Below are 15,605 nucleotides of genomic sequence, written 5' to 3'. Positions count from 1 at the left end.
AATAGGCTTGCAGGCATAACGCCGCCTGGCGCGAGCACCATGGCCAAAGGAACAAGCTGCATCAGACCAAACGCGCTCAACGGTCAATCTCCCCGAACACGACGTCCATCGTACCGATGATCGCCGCAACGTCGGCAAGTTGGTGTTTAACGGCAACGTGATCCATCGCCTGCAGGTGCAAATAACCCGGTGCACGGATTTTCGCGCGGTAAGGTTTGTTAGAGCCATCCGCCACAAGGAACACGCCGAATTCACCTTTAGGCGCTTCAACTGCGGCGTAAACTTCGCCCGCCGGAACGTGGAACCCTTCGGTATAGAGCTTGAAGTGGTGGATCAGGCTTTCCATGTCGGTCTTCATCGCAGCGCGTGTCGGCGGGGTCATCTTACCGCGCGCGATCACATCGCCCTGCCCTTCGGGCTCACGCAACTTGGTGATCGCCTGACGGATAATGGAAACGGACTGGCGCATCTCTTCCATGCGACAGAGGTAACGGTCATAGCAGTCGCCGTTTTTGCCAACGGGCACTTGGAATTCAAACTCGTCGTAGCACTCATAAGGCTGTGCACGGCGCAAATCCCACGCAAGGCCGGAGCCACGCACCATCACACCTGAGAAACCCCAGTCTTGAATATCTTTTTCAGTCACAATGCCAATGTCGACGTTACGCTGCTTGAAAATACGGTTTTCGGTCAGCAAGCCGTCCAGATCGACCATGAAACGAGTCATGAATTGATCTGCCCATGCCTCGATATCTGTCAACAACTCATCCGGCAGGTCTTGGTGAACACCACCGGGGCGGAAATACGCGGCATGCAAACGGGCGCCACAGGCGCGCTCGTAAAACACCATCAGTTGTTCGCGTTCTTCAAAACCCCAAACAGGTGGCGTCAGCGCGCCGACGTCCATGGCCTGTGTGGTCACGTTCATCAGGTGGTTCAAGATACGGCCAATTTCGCAGAACAACACGCGGATCAGCGATCCACGACGCGGTACAACTGTGCCTGTCAGCTTTTCAATCGCCAGACACCAAGCGTGTTCTTGGTTCATCGGGGCGACGTAATCGAGGCGGTCGAAATACGGCAAGTTCTGCAGATACGTCCGGCTTTCCATCAGCTTTTCGGTGCCACGGTGCAAAAGGCCGATGTGTGGATCGCAGCGTTCTACGATCTCACCGTCCAGTTCGAGGACAAGGCGCAAAACCCCGTGCGCCGCAGGGTGCTGCGGGCCGAAGTTGATGTTGAAATTGCGGATTTTCTGCTCGCCTGTGAGGGCGTCATCGAAGTTTTTAGTGCCGTCCATTATGAAGTGGCTCCTTTGGCTTTATTGGCTGCCCTCATCCGCTCAAATCCCGAGAGACCATAATGATGCAACCAAAGACCTGAATAATCTTCGAGAATATCATTGGGAAGGCGCTGCGCCAAATCCTCGATTGAAATTACTGGATTGTTTCCCTGAGATATCTTGCAGAAGAACCCTATGAACGCGGGGCTCGACACTTCAACCTCTTCACTCTTCGCACAGCGCAAAACAAACTCAAAAGCTCGATTCAACGAGACTTCATCTCCACCTCGCTCAAAGTGATCTAACAAATCCCATATCAAGCTCCGCGCAGTGCCATCTTGACCAAACAGACTGCTAAACACTTCCGTTCTATTCATATCGACCATAGAAGGAATAAGTTCTTGAGCCCACTCAATCCAATTGGAATGGCTTTCAATAGCTTTCCAGCCCAATCGAACATCATCAATTGGCTCCAAACTGGCGCTCATCACTTAGCCTCCTCCTTCGCTTTGTCATCACCCGGAAGGATATATTCGGCACCCTCCCATGGGGACATAAAGTCGAACTGGCGGTACTCTTGGACCAAGGACACCGGTTCGTAGACAACGCGTTTTTGCACTTCGTCGTAGCGGACCTCAGTGTAGCCGGTTGTCGGGAAATCCTTGCGCAGCGGGTAACCGCGGAAGCCGTAGTCGGTCAAAATACGGCGCAGGTCTGGGTGACCTTTGAAGATGATCCCGAACATGTCGAACACTTCGCGTTCAAACCAGTTGGCGGACGGGTGCACATCGATGATGGATTGCACCATCTCGTCTTCGCGGGCCTTCACGCGCAAACGGATGCGGTGGTTCTGATACATGGACAAGAAGTGATAGACCACGTCGAACCGCTGTGCGCGGCCCGGGTAGTCAACAGCCGTGATGTCCACCAAAGAGCTGAACTTGCATGAGCTATCAACCTTCAGGAATTCCACAAACGAAGCCAAGTTCGCCGGAGCGACAGCAATCGTTAGTTCGCCCCCCGTCACGTCCCAAGACAGCACGCAATCAGGGCGCTTGAGTTCGATGTGTTGGCCGAGTTCTTTGAGGTCGTCAGACATGAGCGTTCCCTTTGAAGGTCGTATTGGGCGCGGCGGCCCGTCCCGCGTTAGCGGACAATCGTGCCAGTACGGCGGATTTTGCGTTGCAGCTGCAGGATACCGTACAGCAGTGCTTCCGCTGTCGGAGGGCAGCCAGGCACATAGATATCAACCGGAACGATCCGGTCACAGCCACGCACAACGCTATAAGAATAGTGATAGTAACCGCCACCGTTCGCGCAGGACCCCATCGAGATCACGTAGCGCGGCTCTGGCATTTGGTCATAAACCTTGCGCAAAGCTGGGGCCATTTTGTTGGTCAGTGTACCCGCCACAATCATCACGTCAGACTGACGTGGGGAAGCGCGCGGCGCGATACCGAAACGTTCAGCGTCATATCGCGGCATAGACGTGTGCATCATCTCAACCGCACAACAAGCCAACCCGAAGGTCATCCAGTGTAGCGAGCCCGTGCGGGCCCAGTTGATCAGGTCAGCTGAGGACGTGACAAGGAAACCCTTATCCGTCAGCTCTTTGTTCAATGCCTGCGTTGCGTACTCTGGGTCCGCGCCTGCAGTGTTTTGGCCAACAGCTACTCCCATTCGAGTGCTCCTTTTTTCCATTCGTAGGCAAAGCCCACGGTCAGCACCGCGAGGAAGACCATCATCGACCAGAAGCCGACCATTGAAATATCACCAAAGGCCACGGCCCACGGGAACAAGAATGCGATTTCCAGATCGAAAATAATGAACAGGATCGACACAAGGTAAAACCGAACATCAAATTTCATCCGCGCGTCATCAAAAGCGTTAAACCCGCATTCGTATGCAGACACTTTTTCAGGATCAGGATTGCGTACGGCCAGCACCACGGCGGCAAGGATCAAAACGATTCCCAGCACGATGGCGAGTCCAAGAAAGATGACGATTGGTAAGTATTCCCTAAGAAACTCTTCCACCTGCAGACTCCCTATAATGGCGGTGCGCGTTCGCGCGGCTGTCGCGTCTCCTCGCGTTTACCGCTCTGGCTCAAGGGGGTCAACGGGGGGACGGGGCCGAAACCCCTGCTCGCGGGGGGATTTTTGCAGCTTTTGAACGATTAAATGATCGAAGGGCCGCGCGACCTGTCAATTTCGCATGAAGTTAGTCGTTCTCGGACGGCGATGGCCCCTCATTGGTCGCCGAATACTTGCGATACCGATGGCGGTAGATGAAATTCGGGCGGTCCCCGTCGATTAAGTAAAACAAGATCCCGAATGCGATCAATGTTTGCAGCAGTATCAGAGCAGTTCCGGTGTCCCCTATCCCGCGCAACAACGTGAAAGCACTGAGACCCGCGGTAATGACCGCCATCATCACAGCATATGGAAACCGCAACATTAGACCGATCCCCGTCAACACCGGCCACGTCCCATTCAAAAAGGCAGTCCCAATCCCGTAGCCTGACGCGATGATCCAATAGATTTTGAACAGTCCAATCCCGATGAAATAGATTGAAATAAGCCACATGATCCAATTCAGCTGCCCCTTGGGGTGCGCGCGGGCTTGCTCTGGTGGAACATAAACCCATGGAATACCTGAGTAAAAATCCGGCTTTGATTCATTGCTAGCCACTGGGCAAACTTTCTATTCTAGATAACAGGCCGCAAGCGGCTCGAGGGCGTTGGGCCTAGATAGGGTGCCCCCCTAGGCAAGCGCAAGAACACAAACTGCCGCGCATCGCACTATCGCATGTAGTCCCCAAGGAACCTCAGGAAAATCGTACGTTCGGCTGTCATTCGAAGCCTACAGCCTGATCCTGCGATTTGGCGCATAGAACCTGCGCCCCACAAGGCGTATTCGAGGCTGCAGTCTGCATCCCGAAGCGGAATCCAAGCGCGCTGCGCCGCGCGCAATGATTCTGCGCGGTTCGCGAATTCTGGAAACGACTCCGCCTCGGCGGCATCATCGCGTTCAAAAAAAGCCATGGTCTTGGTGTACGTCTCGTTCAAAAGACGGTCCCATTCTTCGTGTTCGGCCAATGAACAGAACATCATTCCTACGGTGGAATAACCATCGGCTTCGGTGTCCATACACAGGCTTGCCCCCTGCCCGATGCAGGCGTGAGCGGCCTCAGTGTCTGCCGCATTGTCAAAACAGGTTTCGACACCGTCCATATAATGCATCAGCGCCGCCACAGCGGGTTGCGGTTCGGCGGCGGCTGGCCCTGCAATCAAGGCGCAGGCTGCGATATATCTGACGAAATGGGTCAATAGCTTCGTCCTTCGAGGAAAAGGGTTTGATGGGCTGTGAGTCGCATCAGGCATTCTGCAGTTGCAGGCCCTGCGCCCGTTCCACCGCTCCATTGAACATATTCCCAATCACACGCCGCATCGCGAAAGGCGACCCATTTGCGTTGCATGTCGCGCAACAATTCAACTGCATGCGGAATCAGCGGGTTAAATGCTGCATTGTCCTCGGCCAATTCAACTTGTTGCACCAACAATCGCTGATAAACCGCATTAAGGCGCTGATCCCATTGCTCCCACTCTTGGCTCATGCAGTACCCTTGGCCGAGCGTTGATTGCCCCGCTTCGGTCGTCATGCAGGTGTTAGATGCACGCCCGATGCAAGATTCCCGATCGGTTATCCGTTCCGCGTTTTCTAAACACAGATCAAGGATCGTGGGGTCATAGTGATCGTTCAAATCATCCGCTGCGGCCCCCAATGGCGCAGAAAGACCCAGAACTAAAATTAAGATCAAACGCATACGGATCAAAACCTCACACTTCATTCTCGCGCGTAGAAGGTTTGGCGATCAGGCCACTTGGGCTTGATAAACCGCACTGACTTCGGCGCGAATAATACGCGCAATCAGGGTGCAATCCTCAGTGGTAAAGGTCAACGGCAAGCGCATATCGATGATCCCTGCCAAAATGCGGTCACTGTCTGGCATCCTTTCGGACGGCGCATACCGCCAACTGTCATAGCGGGACGTAAACCCTGTCGGCTCTGCACCGCCGAACCATTTTAGTTCAACCCCACGTGCCAGACATCGTGCAATCACGTCCTGAACGGCTTCAGAGGGCCAGTCTAACAAAAGGAATTGGAATGACGACGCCACGTAACCCTCTTTTTCTGGGCGTGGCGGCACGTGCAATCCGGGTGTCTCTGTCAGACCGGTTTCGACTTCTCGGTATAACGCGTTCCATCGATCGCATTGTGTTTGAAGATCCGCCAATTGCGGGCGCAATATCGCGGCGCGCAGATTGTCCATTCGGCCCGATATATTGGGTGTTTCATATTTGATCTGCTTAAAGGTCTCGACGGGCGGTGCCGCACGATGGCGTTCAAACAGCATATAGCTGCCAGACAGCATGATGGCACGGGCCATTCCCTCAGCATCATCCGAGATCAGCAAGCCACCTTCACCGGAATTCATGTGCTTGTAGGTTTGCGTCGAGTAACAGCCAAACTTACCCCAACGCCCTGACGGTGTGCCGTTCCACGTGGCCCCCATCGTGTGCGCACAATCCTCGATCACGGTCACACCGGCATTGTCACAGAGGGCCATCAGGGCCTCCATGTCGCAGATATGGCCGCGCATGTGAGACAGCAGCAGGACCTTTGATTGCGTAATCTTATCCGCAAGATCATCCAAATCAATCACAAGGTCTTCCGTCACGCCCACATAGATTGGTGTCGCCCCGACGGCAGCAATCGCCCCCGGTACCGGCGCAAGCGTAAACGCATTCGTCAAAACAGTATCGCCATGTCCCACACCGCAAGCGCGCAATGCAGTCGTCATCGCATATCCGCCGGACGCCACCGCGAGGCAGTATTTCGAGCCTGTCGCGGCGGCGAATTCCTCTTCCAGCAGCGCTGTTTCGGCGATCTCATCACCCTGCGTGTTATAGCGATGCAACCGTCCGTGGTTCATCACGGCAAGGGCGGCATCAATGCCAGCCTGTGGGATCGGTTCTTGTTGGGTGAAACTGCCTGTGAATTTTTCTGTCATAATGTGTTTGTGCGCAGCCATGTGGACTGGGTCAACACGTTTCGATCAGTCCAGAAGGCGGGCAACGACAGCGGGAAGGTCAGCGAAGTCGTCAAGCAGCGCTTCAGGTTCAAGCGCGGCCATATCTTCACCCGATGGCCCGAACGTCACAAGGATCGACGGCACCCCACCATTCTTTGACGTATTGCGGTCTGTGTCGCTGTCCCCAACCAAACACGTGAGCGCCGGATCGCCGCCCGCGCGCCGTGCCGCCTCGAACAAATGTTCAGGGTCCGGCTTACGGACTGGTAAAGTGTCGGCCCCGACCAAAGATGCAAACGCATCACGAACACCCAAGCGGCGCATCAACTCTTCGGCGAGCCCTTCGGGTTTGTTCGTCGCGATGCCAACGCCGTAACCCGCGACCTTTAGGGCTTCAACAGCGTCCATTGCGCGGGGGTAAAGGACGGTGTGCGTGTCGATATCTCGCGCATAAGCCTCCAACAAAATGGGGTACTGGCGTAGGATTTCATCTTCTCCGAAACCTTCAACACGGCTGAAGCCCAGCTTCAACATGGCACGCCCACCTCGTAACGCAGTCCCCGCATCCGACGCTGGATCAAGCAGTGCGCCAAGCCCTAGCCCTTCAAAACATACGTTTGCCGCTGCGATAAGATCGCCGGATGTATCCGCCAATGTCCCGTCGAGATCAAAGATAACCGTTTTCATATGCGCTGCCCTGTTTCCAAACTGGTGTTAACGTCTCTGTAACCAAGCGACACGGGATGTGAACCCCCCACCCTTGCGCAATTGGCATTCACGGCTATGAAGGTCGCAAAAGTATAAAGGTTTGGGCACATGGCAGTCGCGTTGATAATTCTGGCCGCAGGTAAAGGGTCTCGGATGAAATCCGACTTGCCCAAAGTGCTGCACAAAATCGCTGGTGCGCCGCTTTTGGTGCACGCGATGAAATCTGGCGCATCTCTTGAGCCGGAAAAAACCATTGTTGTGACAGGTCATGGCGCTGAACTCGTGGAAGCGGCTGCGCGCGATTGGTCAGATGATGCTCAGGTCGTATTGCAATCTGAACAGCTCGGGACTGGGCATGCGGTTTTGCAGGCCCAAGGTGCCCTAGATGGGTTTGAGGGCGATGCGATTGTGCTTTACGGTGACACACCGTTTATCCAAGCAGAAACCCTTGAGGCCATGATCGCGGCACGAGCAGAGAATGACGTTGTTGTGCTGGGCTTTGACGCAGCCGATCCTGGCCGTTACGGACGCTTGGTGATGCAAGGCGACGCATTAGATGCCATCATAGAATACAAAGACGCCGATGACACCACCCGCGCCATAACGCTTTGTAATTCAGGCGTTATCTGTGCAAAGTCAGACGTCTTGTTCGACCTTTTGGATAAGGTCACAGATGAAAACGCTGCAGGCGAGTACTACCTGACAGACATTATCGGCATTGCCCGCGCCCAAGGGCTGTCCGCCACCGTGGTGCGCTGCAATGAGGCCGAAACAATGGGCATCAATTCACGCGCTGAACTGGCCGTGGCAGAGGTTGCATTCCAGACCCGCGCACGTAGCGATGCCATGGAAAACGGCGTGACACTGCAGGCGCCCGATACCGTTTATTTCAGCCATGACACTTATATCGGCACAGATGCCATCATTGAACCAAATGTCGTGTTCGCCGTTGGCGTGACTGTTGAAAACAACGCCACGATCCGCGCTTTTAGTCACCTAGAAGGCTGCCACGTTTCACGTGACAGCGTTGTCGGCCCCTACGCCCGTCTGCGCCCCGGTGCTGAACTCGCCGAAGGTGTAAAGATCGGAAATTTCGTTGAGATTAAGAATGCGTCCCTTGATGCAGGTTCGAAAGTGAACCACCTCAGCTATATTGGGGACGCACAGGTGGGTGAGCGTACAAACATTGGTGCTGGTACCATCACCTGCAACTACGACGGTGTTTTCAAACACAAAACAACAATCGGTGCGGATGTTTTTGTCGGGTCAAACACCATGCTTGTGGCCCCCGTTACACTGGGCGATGCAAGCATGACGGCAACTGGTACGGTCGTCACACGCGATGTGCCTGATGGCGATTTGGCCGTCGGTCGCGCCCGTCAGGAAAACAAAGCCGGATTTGCACGGCGGATGTTTGAAAAGTTAAAGTCAAAGAAGGCCGAAGCGGCTAAGGAGACCTGAAAATGTGTGGTATTGTAGGTGTTCTTGGGCGGCACGAAGCAGCGCCCATCCTCGTTGAAGCGCTGAAAAAGCTGGAATACCGCGGTTATGACAGCGCCGGTATTGCAACCGTAAACGGTGGCGATCTGGATCGTCGTCGCGCCGTCGGCAAACTGGTTAACCTACAAGATTTGCTGGTCCATGAACCCCTTGCCGGTAAGTCCGGTATCGGCCACACGCGTTGGGCGACACATGGCGAGCCGAACGTAAAAAACGCCCACCCCCACCAGACACGTCGCGTTGCGGTTGTTCATAACGGTATCATCGAAAACTTCCGCGAATTGCGCGAAGAAATGTCTGCCAAAGGCATCGGCTATGAAACCGATACTGACACGGAAACCGTCGCACTTCTGGCGCAAAGCTTCCTGGATCAAGGCGATAGCCCCCAAGACGCCGCAGAAAAGACCATTGCCCGCTTGGACGGTGCTTACGCACTCTGTTTCCTGTTTGAAGGCGAAGAAGACCTTATGATCGCCGCGCGCAAAGGGTCCCCTTTGGCGATCGGCCATGGGGACGGCGAAAACTTTGTCGGGTCTGACGCGATCGCGCTGGCCCCGATGACTGACAAGATCACTTACCTCGAAGAAGGTGACTGGGCGATCATCACACGCACAAGCATTGAGATCCGAGACGCCGAAGGCCGTATCGCTAATCGCGACATGCGTGTGATCGAGGTTGACGTTTCTGCGGTCGATAAGGGCGGCTACAAACACTACATGGCGAAAGAAATCGCCGAACAGCCGTCCGTTCTGACGAATGCTTTGGGCTACTACATCAAGGACGGCAAAATTGAACTGCCCGACGGTGGGCTCGATTTCACCAAGATTGATCGCCTGTCGATGGTGGCCTGCGGCACTGCATTCTTCGCCTGTCTTACCGCGAAATACTGGTTCGAGCAGATCGCCCGCCTTCCCGTTGATGTCGATGTCGCGTCCGAGTTCCGCTACCGTGAACCACCGATCCCGAACGGCACTGCTGCCCTCTTCGTAAGCCAGTCCGGCGAAACCGCCGACACTTTGGCCGCGCTACGTTACTGCAACGAAAAGGCCGACAAGATCGTCTCTGTCGTCAACGTCCCCGAAAGCTCTATTGCACGTGAAAGCGACTTGGCGCTGCCAATTCTCGCTGGTCGCGAGATCGGTGTGGCCTCCACCAAAGCGTTCACCTGTCAGCTTACGGTCCTTGCGATCCTTGCCCTCAAAGCCGCACAAGATCGCGGCCATATGGATGACGCGCAGGTCGCTGAAGCGCTTGAGCAGTTGCAATCCGTTCCTGGTTTGATGAACCACGCTTTGACGCTTGGAGATCGCTCAAAGGCGGTTTCCCGTAAGCTTTCAGAAGCGCGTGACATCCTGTTTTTGGGCCGCGGTGCGATGTACCCACTCGCCCATGAAGGCGCGCTTAAACTAAAAGAAATCAGCTACATCCACGCCGAAGCTTATGCCTCAGGTGAACTAAAACACGGCCCAATCGCGCTGGTCGACGAACATGTACCTGTGATCGTCATGGCCCCACGTGATGCGCTGTTCGATAAAACGATTTCCAACATGCAAGAAGTCATGGCCCGTGGCGGTAAGGTGTTGTTGATCACGGATGCACAAGGCGCCAAAGAAGCTGGGAGCGGTGTGTGGGACACGATCTTGATGCCTGAGGCAGGCTCCTTTATTGCGCCGATCCTTTATGCAATTCCTGCCCAGTTGATCGCGTATCACACTGCTGTCGCCAAAGGCACGGACGTTGACCAACCACGAAACCTTGCAAAATCGGTAACAGTCGAATGATCCCCATCGAAGATGCAGTCGCCACATTGCAGCTGCAAGGCGACGCGCAAAAGGCCCTTGAGATGCGCAAGTATCACAAGGCCAACCGCCCCTATTTCGGCGTGGCCAATCCTGTGATTGATGCTGCCGTCAAAGACTGGCGCGCAGAGCTTTCACTTGATGACCGTCTGACGCTGGCCTCTGAGCTCTGGGACACCAACATCCATGAATGTCGGGTCGCTGCAGCCAAGCTATTGGTTCAGGCGCGCATTCGGCCGGACGACGCGGCGTGGGAACTAATTACGTCTTGGGTGCCTCAATTTGATTCTTGGGCGATTGCGGATCATGTTTGCGGTGCTGGGTCCCGACGGCTCCTTGCGGACCCTACCCGTTTGGACGAAGTCGAAACATGGACAACATCGGATCACATGTGGACGAAACGCGCTGCTTTGGTGATGACCCTTCCGTGGACCAAAATGAACAACCCCAAGCCGGCTGACTTGGCCGCGCGGGAACGGATTCTGGGCTGGGCGGCAGACTACGCAACTGACCCAGCTTGGTTCATCCAGAAGTCCATTTCATGGTGGTTGCGTGAGCTGGGGCGTCATGATGCACCGCGTGTACGGACATTTTTGGCCGACCACGGCGAGGCGATGAAACCTTTCGCCCGCAAGGACGCAAGCCGAAAGCTGCCACCTGTTTAACAGCCGCCTTGTCTGCAACATCTTCTACGTGCATCCCTTTTGCCAAAGGAGCCATCTATGATTGACCTAACGCTACAGGTGAACGCGTTGTCCGATCTGATCCAACCCTTACGAGAGGGTCCAGCACGGGTATTGGTTGCGATTTCCGGCCCCCCTGCAAGCGGCAAGACGACCTTGGCCAGCGAACTGGCACGGCGTCTCAATGACCAAAAATGCGAGACATCCGTGGTCCCGATGGACGGGTTTCACCTTGATAACGACGTTCTTGTGGACATGGGCGAATTGTCCCGCAAAGGTGCGCCGCAGACCTTTGATGGGGCTGGTTTTGTCCATTTGGTGCGTCGCCTGAAAGAACGCGTCGATGTTGCGGTCCCCTTGTTTGATCGCTCTCGCGACATCTCGATTGCGGGCGCGCGGATCGTACCAGCCAGCGCCGAAGTAGTGATCGTTGAAGGCAATTACCTGCTGTTTGATGACGCGCCGTGGTTCAACCTTGCGCCCCTATGGACCCTGTCGGTGCGTCTAGACGTCCCGATGCCGGACCTGCGCGCGCGGCTTATCCAACGTTGGCTTGGCCATGGGCTCAGCTCCGCCGCGGCAACGCGGCGCGCGACGTCAAATGACATCCCCAACGCCCAAGCTGTCCTAGATCGCGGCCTTCCAGCGACGGTGACACTGCTTGCAGATGGAACATTGCAGGGCCTCGAGCCTAGCTGATTATCTCGAATTTGGCGACATCGACCATGCCGCGATCCGTGATCTTCAGCATCGGGATCACAGGCAACGCTAGAAACGCGAGCTGCAAGAAAGGCTCTTCTAACGTCACGCCCAGCGCACGCGCTGCGTCCCGTAACGTTTCAAGGCTGGAACGCACATCTTCGAATGGCTCAAGCGACATAAGTCCAGCCACAGGCAAAGCAAGTTCAGCCACAATTTTGCCGCCCGAAGCCACCACAAAGCCACCCTCAAGGTCGCTCATCCGATTGCAAGCAAGCGCCATGTCATCATAGTCAGCGCCAACACAGGCGATGTTGTGATGGTCATGACAAACCGTCGATGCGATGGCCCCTGTTTTCAGGCCAAACCCTTTGACGAAGCCCGTTGCAATGTTGCCGTTGATCCCGTGACGCTCGATCACCGCGATCTTAACCAAGTCACGCTGCGTATCAGGCTGTTTGTCGCCATTCTTTGGCTCGATCACCTCATGGAGGTGGTCGGTAATAATCTTGCCCGGAATAACGCCGATTACATCGGTTTCACTGCGGTTAGAGGTCGTGCGAAAATCGCTCGCCGATAGCTTTGGTGCCTTTACGGACTTGCGGCCAATGACTGGCGTAACCTTGCGAGCGTCGAATGCAGCCTCTGCCGCATGGACACCACCACAGAACGTCAGTTGCGCGTCACAATCCTCGAGGTTCTTCAGGGCAACAATGTCTGCCCTCTGCCCTGGCGCAATGAGGCCGCGATCCTTTAGGCCAAACGCTTCAGCAGCCGATAGTGAGGCCGCGCGATACGCTGCAACGGGCGAAACCCCACGCGCGACAGCCGTCCGGATCAGGTAATCAAGGTGACCGTGTTCGCCGATGTCCAAAGGATTTCGATCATCGGTGCAGAAACACATATAGCTTGCCGTGCGTTCATCTAGCAGCGGCAACAGCGCATCAAGGTCTTTTGAAACGGAACCTTCGCGGATCAGGACACGCAGCCCCTTTTGCAGCTTTTCACGCGCCTCATCAGCGCTGGTCGCTTCATGTTCCGTGCGGATACCCGCTGCGATATACGCGTTGAGATCGCGCCCAGACAACAAAGGCGCATGCCCGTCGATATGCCCTCCTTTGAATGCCTCAAGCTTAGCCATGATCCCCGCGTCTTGATGGATCACACCTGGATAGTTCATCACCTCGGCCAGTCCGATCACTTGCGGGTGATCCATCAGCGGTATCAGGTCGTCTGCTTCAATTCGGGCACCAGAGGTTTCCATATCCGTGGAAGGCACACAGGAACTAAGGTTCACACGGATATCAAGCACCGTTTCCAGCGCTGCATCCAAGAAATACTGAATGCCTTCGACGCCCAGAACATTGGCAATCTCATGGGGATCGCAAATCGCGGTCGTAACCCCCAGTGGGGTCACCAAACGGTCAAATTCAAACGGGGTGACGAGGCTGGATTCAATATGCAAATGGGTGTCGATGAACCCCGGAACGAGCGTCAGTCCAGTTACATCCACCACCTCGCGGGCATCATAGCTGTCACAGGTCCCGACGATCGTATCACCGCAGATTGCAACGTCACCGTCTAAGAAAGCCCCAGTAATAACATCAAAGACACGACCTCCGCGCAGGACAACGTCTGCAAGGTCATCTCCGCGTCCTTGGGCAATTCTGTCGCTAAGTTGGGCGGTTTTTTGTGGCATTTGATGTCTCCTGCTAAGGACGCAAAAGACATGAAATGCCAGTTAAGGTCCAGTGCTCACGTCAGCACATCCCGTGGCTTCAGGGTTCTACAAATCAGAAGACGAGTAGACGATCAGTAAAGGCCTCAAACTCGGGAACCGGAAGTGGGGCCGTAATGTAATACCCTTGCGCTTCGTCACAATTGTGATCAGAGAGCCACGCCAACTGTTCGGCTGTTTCGACGCCTTCAGACACAACTGTTGCCCCAAGCTGCTGACCGAGCGTCAAAATCAATTGAACGATTGGGCCAGACTCGGGCAATTGAGAAATGAATGATCTATCGATCTTGAGACAAGTCAAAGGGAACCGCGAAATATAGGACAAATTAGAATACCCAGTCCCGAAGTCATCAATCGCAAGCCGGTATCCCATGGCCGTAATGGCGCGCAAACGACCCGCGATCAGATCATGATCACCAATCAAAACGGTTTCGGTCACTTCAAGTTCGATTTTGCCGGTCGGAAAGTCGGGATCCGTGGCCAGCAACGTCAGCGTGTTGATAAACCCCGGGTCACTAAATTGTCGTGGCGACACGTTGAGAGACACACTCAAGTCACGCCCTTGGCGCGCCCAATCTATTGCCTGGCGACATCCTACCTCAAGAACCAATCGCCCCAGCTCTTCGATCAACCCGGTTTCTTCACAGATTGGGATAAAGCTGTCGGGGAGCAACACGCCGCGTTCTGGGTGCATCCAACGGGCAAGGCCCTCTGCCCCAATGATTTTTCCCGTCTCGATATCAAGTCGAGGTTGGTAGTATAGGACGAACTCTTCGTTTTCGACGGCATGTCTAAGTTCAATCTCAAGGCGATCGCGGGCCTTTGCCGCAACGCCCATCTCTGGTGTGAAGTACGTAACCTTATCACGACCACTTTGTTTGGACGCATAAAGCGCAATGTCCGCCTCGCGCAGCACATCGCTTTGGTCACCTTTGCGCGGGAAAAACGAAGCCACGCCAACGCTGATCCTAGCGTCGATGCGGGTCTTATTGTGCAAGATTGGTCGAGAAATTGCCAAACGCAGTCGCGATATCTGAGCTTCCAAGCTAGCGCGATCGTGTACGTCTTCGATCAAGACGACAAACTCGTCGCCTCCGAGGCGGGCAATCATGTCATGCGCCCTGAGTGTCGCACGGGTGCGCAATGCGATTTGCTTAAGGACGGTGTCACCGGCTTCGTGTCCGTATCGATCATTGATAAGCTTAAACCGATCAACGTCGAAGAAGATCAAGGCACATGGGGTGTCCGGCCGAACGCGGTACAAAGTAGAAAGATGGTTCTGCAAAAAAGTTCGGTTGTGTAGGTTGGTGAGTTGGTCTCTGTCTGCCAAATGCCGTGCTGTATCGCGGGCTTCTTTTAATTCACTGACGTCGATTGCAGTCATTAGAATTGCGGGCTGACCTGTGACCGCGTCAGAACATTTCTTGGCCGACACATCAAACCAGCGTTGGCCCCGCGCCGTATTCATGCGCGACACAAGACGGTATTCTCCCAAGCGTTCCATCTGGTCCAACAGCTCATCACAATCTGTCGGTTCCACGAAAAGTCGGGCGAAATCAACAACAGGCGTCTTGAATGCGTTGCGGGCTGCGGGGTTCATATACAGTGGAGGCCCGTCCCGACTGAACAACGTAATCATGACGTCGGTGTGCAATAGTGCTTCGGCGCTGCGCAAGTTGTCAGGCTGATCCTCGGCTTGGCCCAACGCCTCGCACATCATGGCCATTCGCCCATCTTCCAAGCGATAGCCGCTATAGACGACCATGACGCTTTCCGGCTCGCCACTCGGGTAAAGGGTCCAGAGTTCAGTAAAGGTCGTATTGCCGGCTGTAAAATCAGCCTGATACTGCAACAGGCGTTTCGCGACGGTGCTGGACATATCGCGAGAAAGGTCCCGCCCTTTCAGGTCTTCTTCCGAAGAGGCACGCCAAAGGCGGCATGCGGCGGCGTTCGCGCGGGCTATACGCGAATTGTCGATATCAAAAACCCACACGGCTGCATCAAGCCGTTGTGCTAGGTCGAAAGGAACGAAATCCTGAATCGGCTCGTCTGGCCGATGGATCAGGTTCGTTGTCAGAGAGCTAACTTTAGTCAATTGAAA

At 55.0% G+C, this 15,605-nt stretch carries 16 protein-coding genes; 4 read left to right on the top strand and 12 right to left on the bottom strand.

What is annotated here, in order from left to right; all coding sequences use genetic code 11:
- Positions 1 to 76: 76 nt before the first annotated feature.
- From L0666_RS00355 to L0666_RS00310, 10 genes are all read right to left on the bottom strand, one after another.
- The gene (locus L0666_RS00355; RefSeq protein ID WP_235256983.1) at positions 77 to 1,300 is read right to left on the bottom strand and encodes an NADH-quinone oxidoreductase subunit D; all 1,224 of its coding nucleotides are present in this window, start codon (positions 1,298 to 1,300) and stop codon (positions 77 to 79) included.
- The gene (locus L0666_RS00350; protein ID WP_235256981.1) at positions 1,300 to 1,770 is read right to left on the bottom strand and encodes a hypothetical protein; all 471 of its coding nucleotides are present in this window, start codon (positions 1,768 to 1,770) and stop codon (positions 1,300 to 1,302) included. The genes L0666_RS00355 and L0666_RS00350 overlap by 1 nt, the downstream gene beginning before the upstream one ends.
- Entirely contained in the window at positions 1,770 to 2,381 is a 612-nt protein-coding gene (locus tag L0666_RS00345) for an NADH-quinone oxidoreductase subunit C (RefSeq protein ID WP_235256979.1), read from the bottom strand. Before L0666_RS00345 ends, L0666_RS00350 begins: the two co-directional genes overlap by 1 nt.
- A gap of 47 nt (positions 2,382 to 2,428) precedes the next feature.
- Positions 2,429 to 2,962 carry a NuoB/complex I 20 kDa subunit family protein gene (locus L0666_RS00340; RefSeq protein ID WP_235256977.1) on the bottom strand — a complete coding sequence of 178 codons (534 nt, stop codon included), beginning with the start codon at positions 2,960 to 2,962 and terminating at the stop codon, positions 2,429 to 2,431.
- The gene (locus tag L0666_RS00335) at positions 2,953 to 3,318 is read right to left on the bottom strand and encodes an NADH-quinone oxidoreductase subunit A (protein ID WP_216037351.1); all 366 of its coding nucleotides are present in this window, start codon (positions 3,316 to 3,318) and stop codon (positions 2,953 to 2,955) included. Before L0666_RS00335 ends, L0666_RS00340 begins: the two co-directional genes overlap by 10 nt.
- Positions 3,319 to 3,502: 184 nt before the next feature.
- Entirely contained in the window at positions 3,503 to 3,973 is a 471-nt protein-coding gene (locus L0666_RS00330) for a hypothetical protein (protein WP_235256975.1), read from the bottom strand.
- Positions 3,974 to 4,083: 110 nt separating this feature from the next.
- The gene (locus L0666_RS00325; RefSeq protein ID WP_235256973.1) at positions 4,084 to 4,611 is read right to left on the bottom strand and encodes a lysozyme inhibitor LprI family protein; all 528 of its coding nucleotides are present in this window, start codon (positions 4,609 to 4,611) and stop codon (positions 4,084 to 4,086) included.
- Positions 4,608 to 5,108 (bottom strand): lysozyme inhibitor LprI family protein, encoded by a 501-nt coding sequence (locus tag L0666_RS00320; RefSeq protein ID WP_235256970.1) that lies wholly within the window; start codon positions 5,106 to 5,108, stop codon positions 4,608 to 4,610. The genes L0666_RS00325 and L0666_RS00320 overlap by 4 nt, the downstream gene beginning before the upstream one ends.
- 48 nt (positions 5,109 to 5,156) lie before the next feature.
- Entirely contained in the window at positions 5,157 to 6,356 is a 1,200-nt protein-coding gene (locus tag L0666_RS00315; RefSeq protein ID WP_235256968.1) for a DegT/DnrJ/EryC1/StrS family aminotransferase, read from the bottom strand.
- Between the two features lie 45 nt (positions 6,357 to 6,401).
- Positions 6,402 to 7,064, bottom strand: coding sequence for an HAD-IA family hydrolase (locus L0666_RS00310; protein WP_235256966.1), 663 nt, complete (start codon positions 7,062 to 7,064; stop codon positions 6,402 to 6,404).
- Positions 7,065 to 7,193: 129 nt separating this feature from the next.
- On the opposite strand from L0666_RS00310, the gene glmU reads away from it, so the two are divergent.
- Genes glmU through L0666_RS00290 form a run of 4 tightly spaced genes read left to right on the top strand, consistent with a single transcriptional unit; the run spans position 7,194 to position 11,766 of the window.
- Positions 7,194 to 8,546, top strand: a complete 1,353-nt coding sequence (gene glmU, locus L0666_RS00305) for a bifunctional UDP-N-acetylglucosamine diphosphorylase/glucosamine-1-phosphate N-acetyltransferase GlmU (protein WP_235256964.1) — start codon at positions 7,194 to 7,196, stop codon at positions 8,544 to 8,546.
- A gap of 2 nt (positions 8,547 to 8,548) precedes the next feature.
- Entirely contained in the window at positions 8,549 to 10,366 is a 1,818-nt protein-coding gene (glmS, locus tag L0666_RS00300; RefSeq protein WP_235256962.1) for a glutamine--fructose-6-phosphate transaminase (isomerizing), read from the top strand.
- The gene (locus L0666_RS00295) at positions 10,363 to 11,049 is read left to right on the top strand and encodes a DNA alkylation repair protein (RefSeq protein ID WP_235256960.1); all 687 of its coding nucleotides are present in this window, start codon (positions 10,363 to 10,365) and stop codon (positions 11,047 to 11,049) included. Before glmS ends, L0666_RS00295 begins: the two co-directional genes overlap by 4 nt.
- Before the next feature lie 57 nt (positions 11,050 to 11,106).
- Complete coding sequence (locus tag L0666_RS00290; RefSeq protein WP_235256958.1) at positions 11,107 to 11,766, top strand: nucleoside/nucleotide kinase family protein; 660 nt, start codon at positions 11,107 to 11,109, stop codon at positions 11,764 to 11,766.
- Here the strand turns inward: L0666_RS00290 and ade are convergent.
- Both ade and L0666_RS00280 read right to left on the bottom strand, forming a co-directional pair.
- Entirely contained in the window at positions 11,759 to 13,465 is a 1,707-nt protein-coding gene (ade, locus tag L0666_RS00285) for an adenine deaminase (protein WP_235256956.1), read from the bottom strand. The genes L0666_RS00290 and ade overlap by 8 nt on opposite strands.
- A gap of 94 nt (positions 13,466 to 13,559) precedes the next feature.
- Entirely contained in the window at positions 13,560 to 15,599 is a 2,040-nt protein-coding gene (locus L0666_RS00280; RefSeq protein ID WP_235256954.1) for a putative bifunctional diguanylate cyclase/phosphodiesterase, read from the bottom strand.
- Between the last annotated feature and the right edge of the window lie 6 nt (positions 15,600 to 15,605).

This window comes from Octadecabacter algicola, from assembly GCF_021532625.1.
GTDB classification, from domain to species: domain Bacteria; phylum Pseudomonadota; class Alphaproteobacteria; order Rhodobacterales; family Rhodobacteraceae; genus Octadecabacter; species Octadecabacter algicola.
Note: the sequence above shows the minus strand (reverse complement) of the source record. Positions and strands in the feature narration are given on the sequence as shown.

Excerpts from the sequence above, each read along its gene's own strand:
- L0666_RS00355 (WP_235256983.1), bottom strand. The coding sequence starts at position 1,300 with ATGGACGGCACTAAAAACTTCGATGACGCCCTCACAGGCGAGCAGAAA.
- L0666_RS00290 (WP_235256958.1), top strand. The coding sequence starts at position 11,107 with ATGATTGACCTAACGCTACAGGTGAACGCGTTGTCCGATCTGATCCAA.
- ade (WP_235256956.1), bottom strand. The coding sequence starts at position 13,465 with ATGCCACAAAAAACCGCCCAACTTAGCGACAGAATTGCCCAAGGACGC.
- L0666_RS00310 (WP_235256966.1), bottom strand. The coding sequence starts at position 7,064 with ATGAAAACGGTTATCTTTGATCTCGACGGGACATTGGCGGATACATCC.
- L0666_RS00315 (WP_235256968.1), bottom strand. The coding sequence starts at position 6,356 with ATGACAGAAAAATTCACAGGCAGTTTCACCCAACAAGAACCGATCCCA.
- glmS (WP_235256962.1), top strand. The coding sequence starts at position 8,549 with ATGTGTGGTATTGTAGGTGTTCTTGGGCGGCACGAAGCAGCGCCCATC.
- L0666_RS00340 (WP_235256977.1), bottom strand. The coding sequence starts at position 2,962 with ATGGGAGTAGCTGTTGGCCAAAACACTGCAGGCGCGGACCCAGAGTAC.
- L0666_RS00295 (WP_235256960.1), top strand. The coding sequence starts at position 10,363 with ATGATCCCCATCGAAGATGCAGTCGCCACATTGCAGCTGCAAGGCGAC.
- L0666_RS00345 (WP_235256979.1), bottom strand. The coding sequence starts at position 2,381 with ATGTCTGACGACCTCAAAGAACTCGGCCAACACATCGAACTCAAGCGC.
- glmU (WP_235256964.1), top strand. The coding sequence starts at position 7,194 with ATGGCAGTCGCGTTGATAATTCTGGCCGCAGGTAAAGGGTCTCGGATG.
- L0666_RS00350 (WP_235256981.1), bottom strand. The coding sequence starts at position 1,770 with ATGAGCGCCAGTTTGGAGCCAATTGATGATGTTCGATTGGGCTGGAAA.
- L0666_RS00320 (WP_235256970.1), bottom strand. The coding sequence starts at position 5,108 with ATGCGTTTGATCTTAATTTTAGTTCTGGGTCTTTCTGCGCCATTGGGG.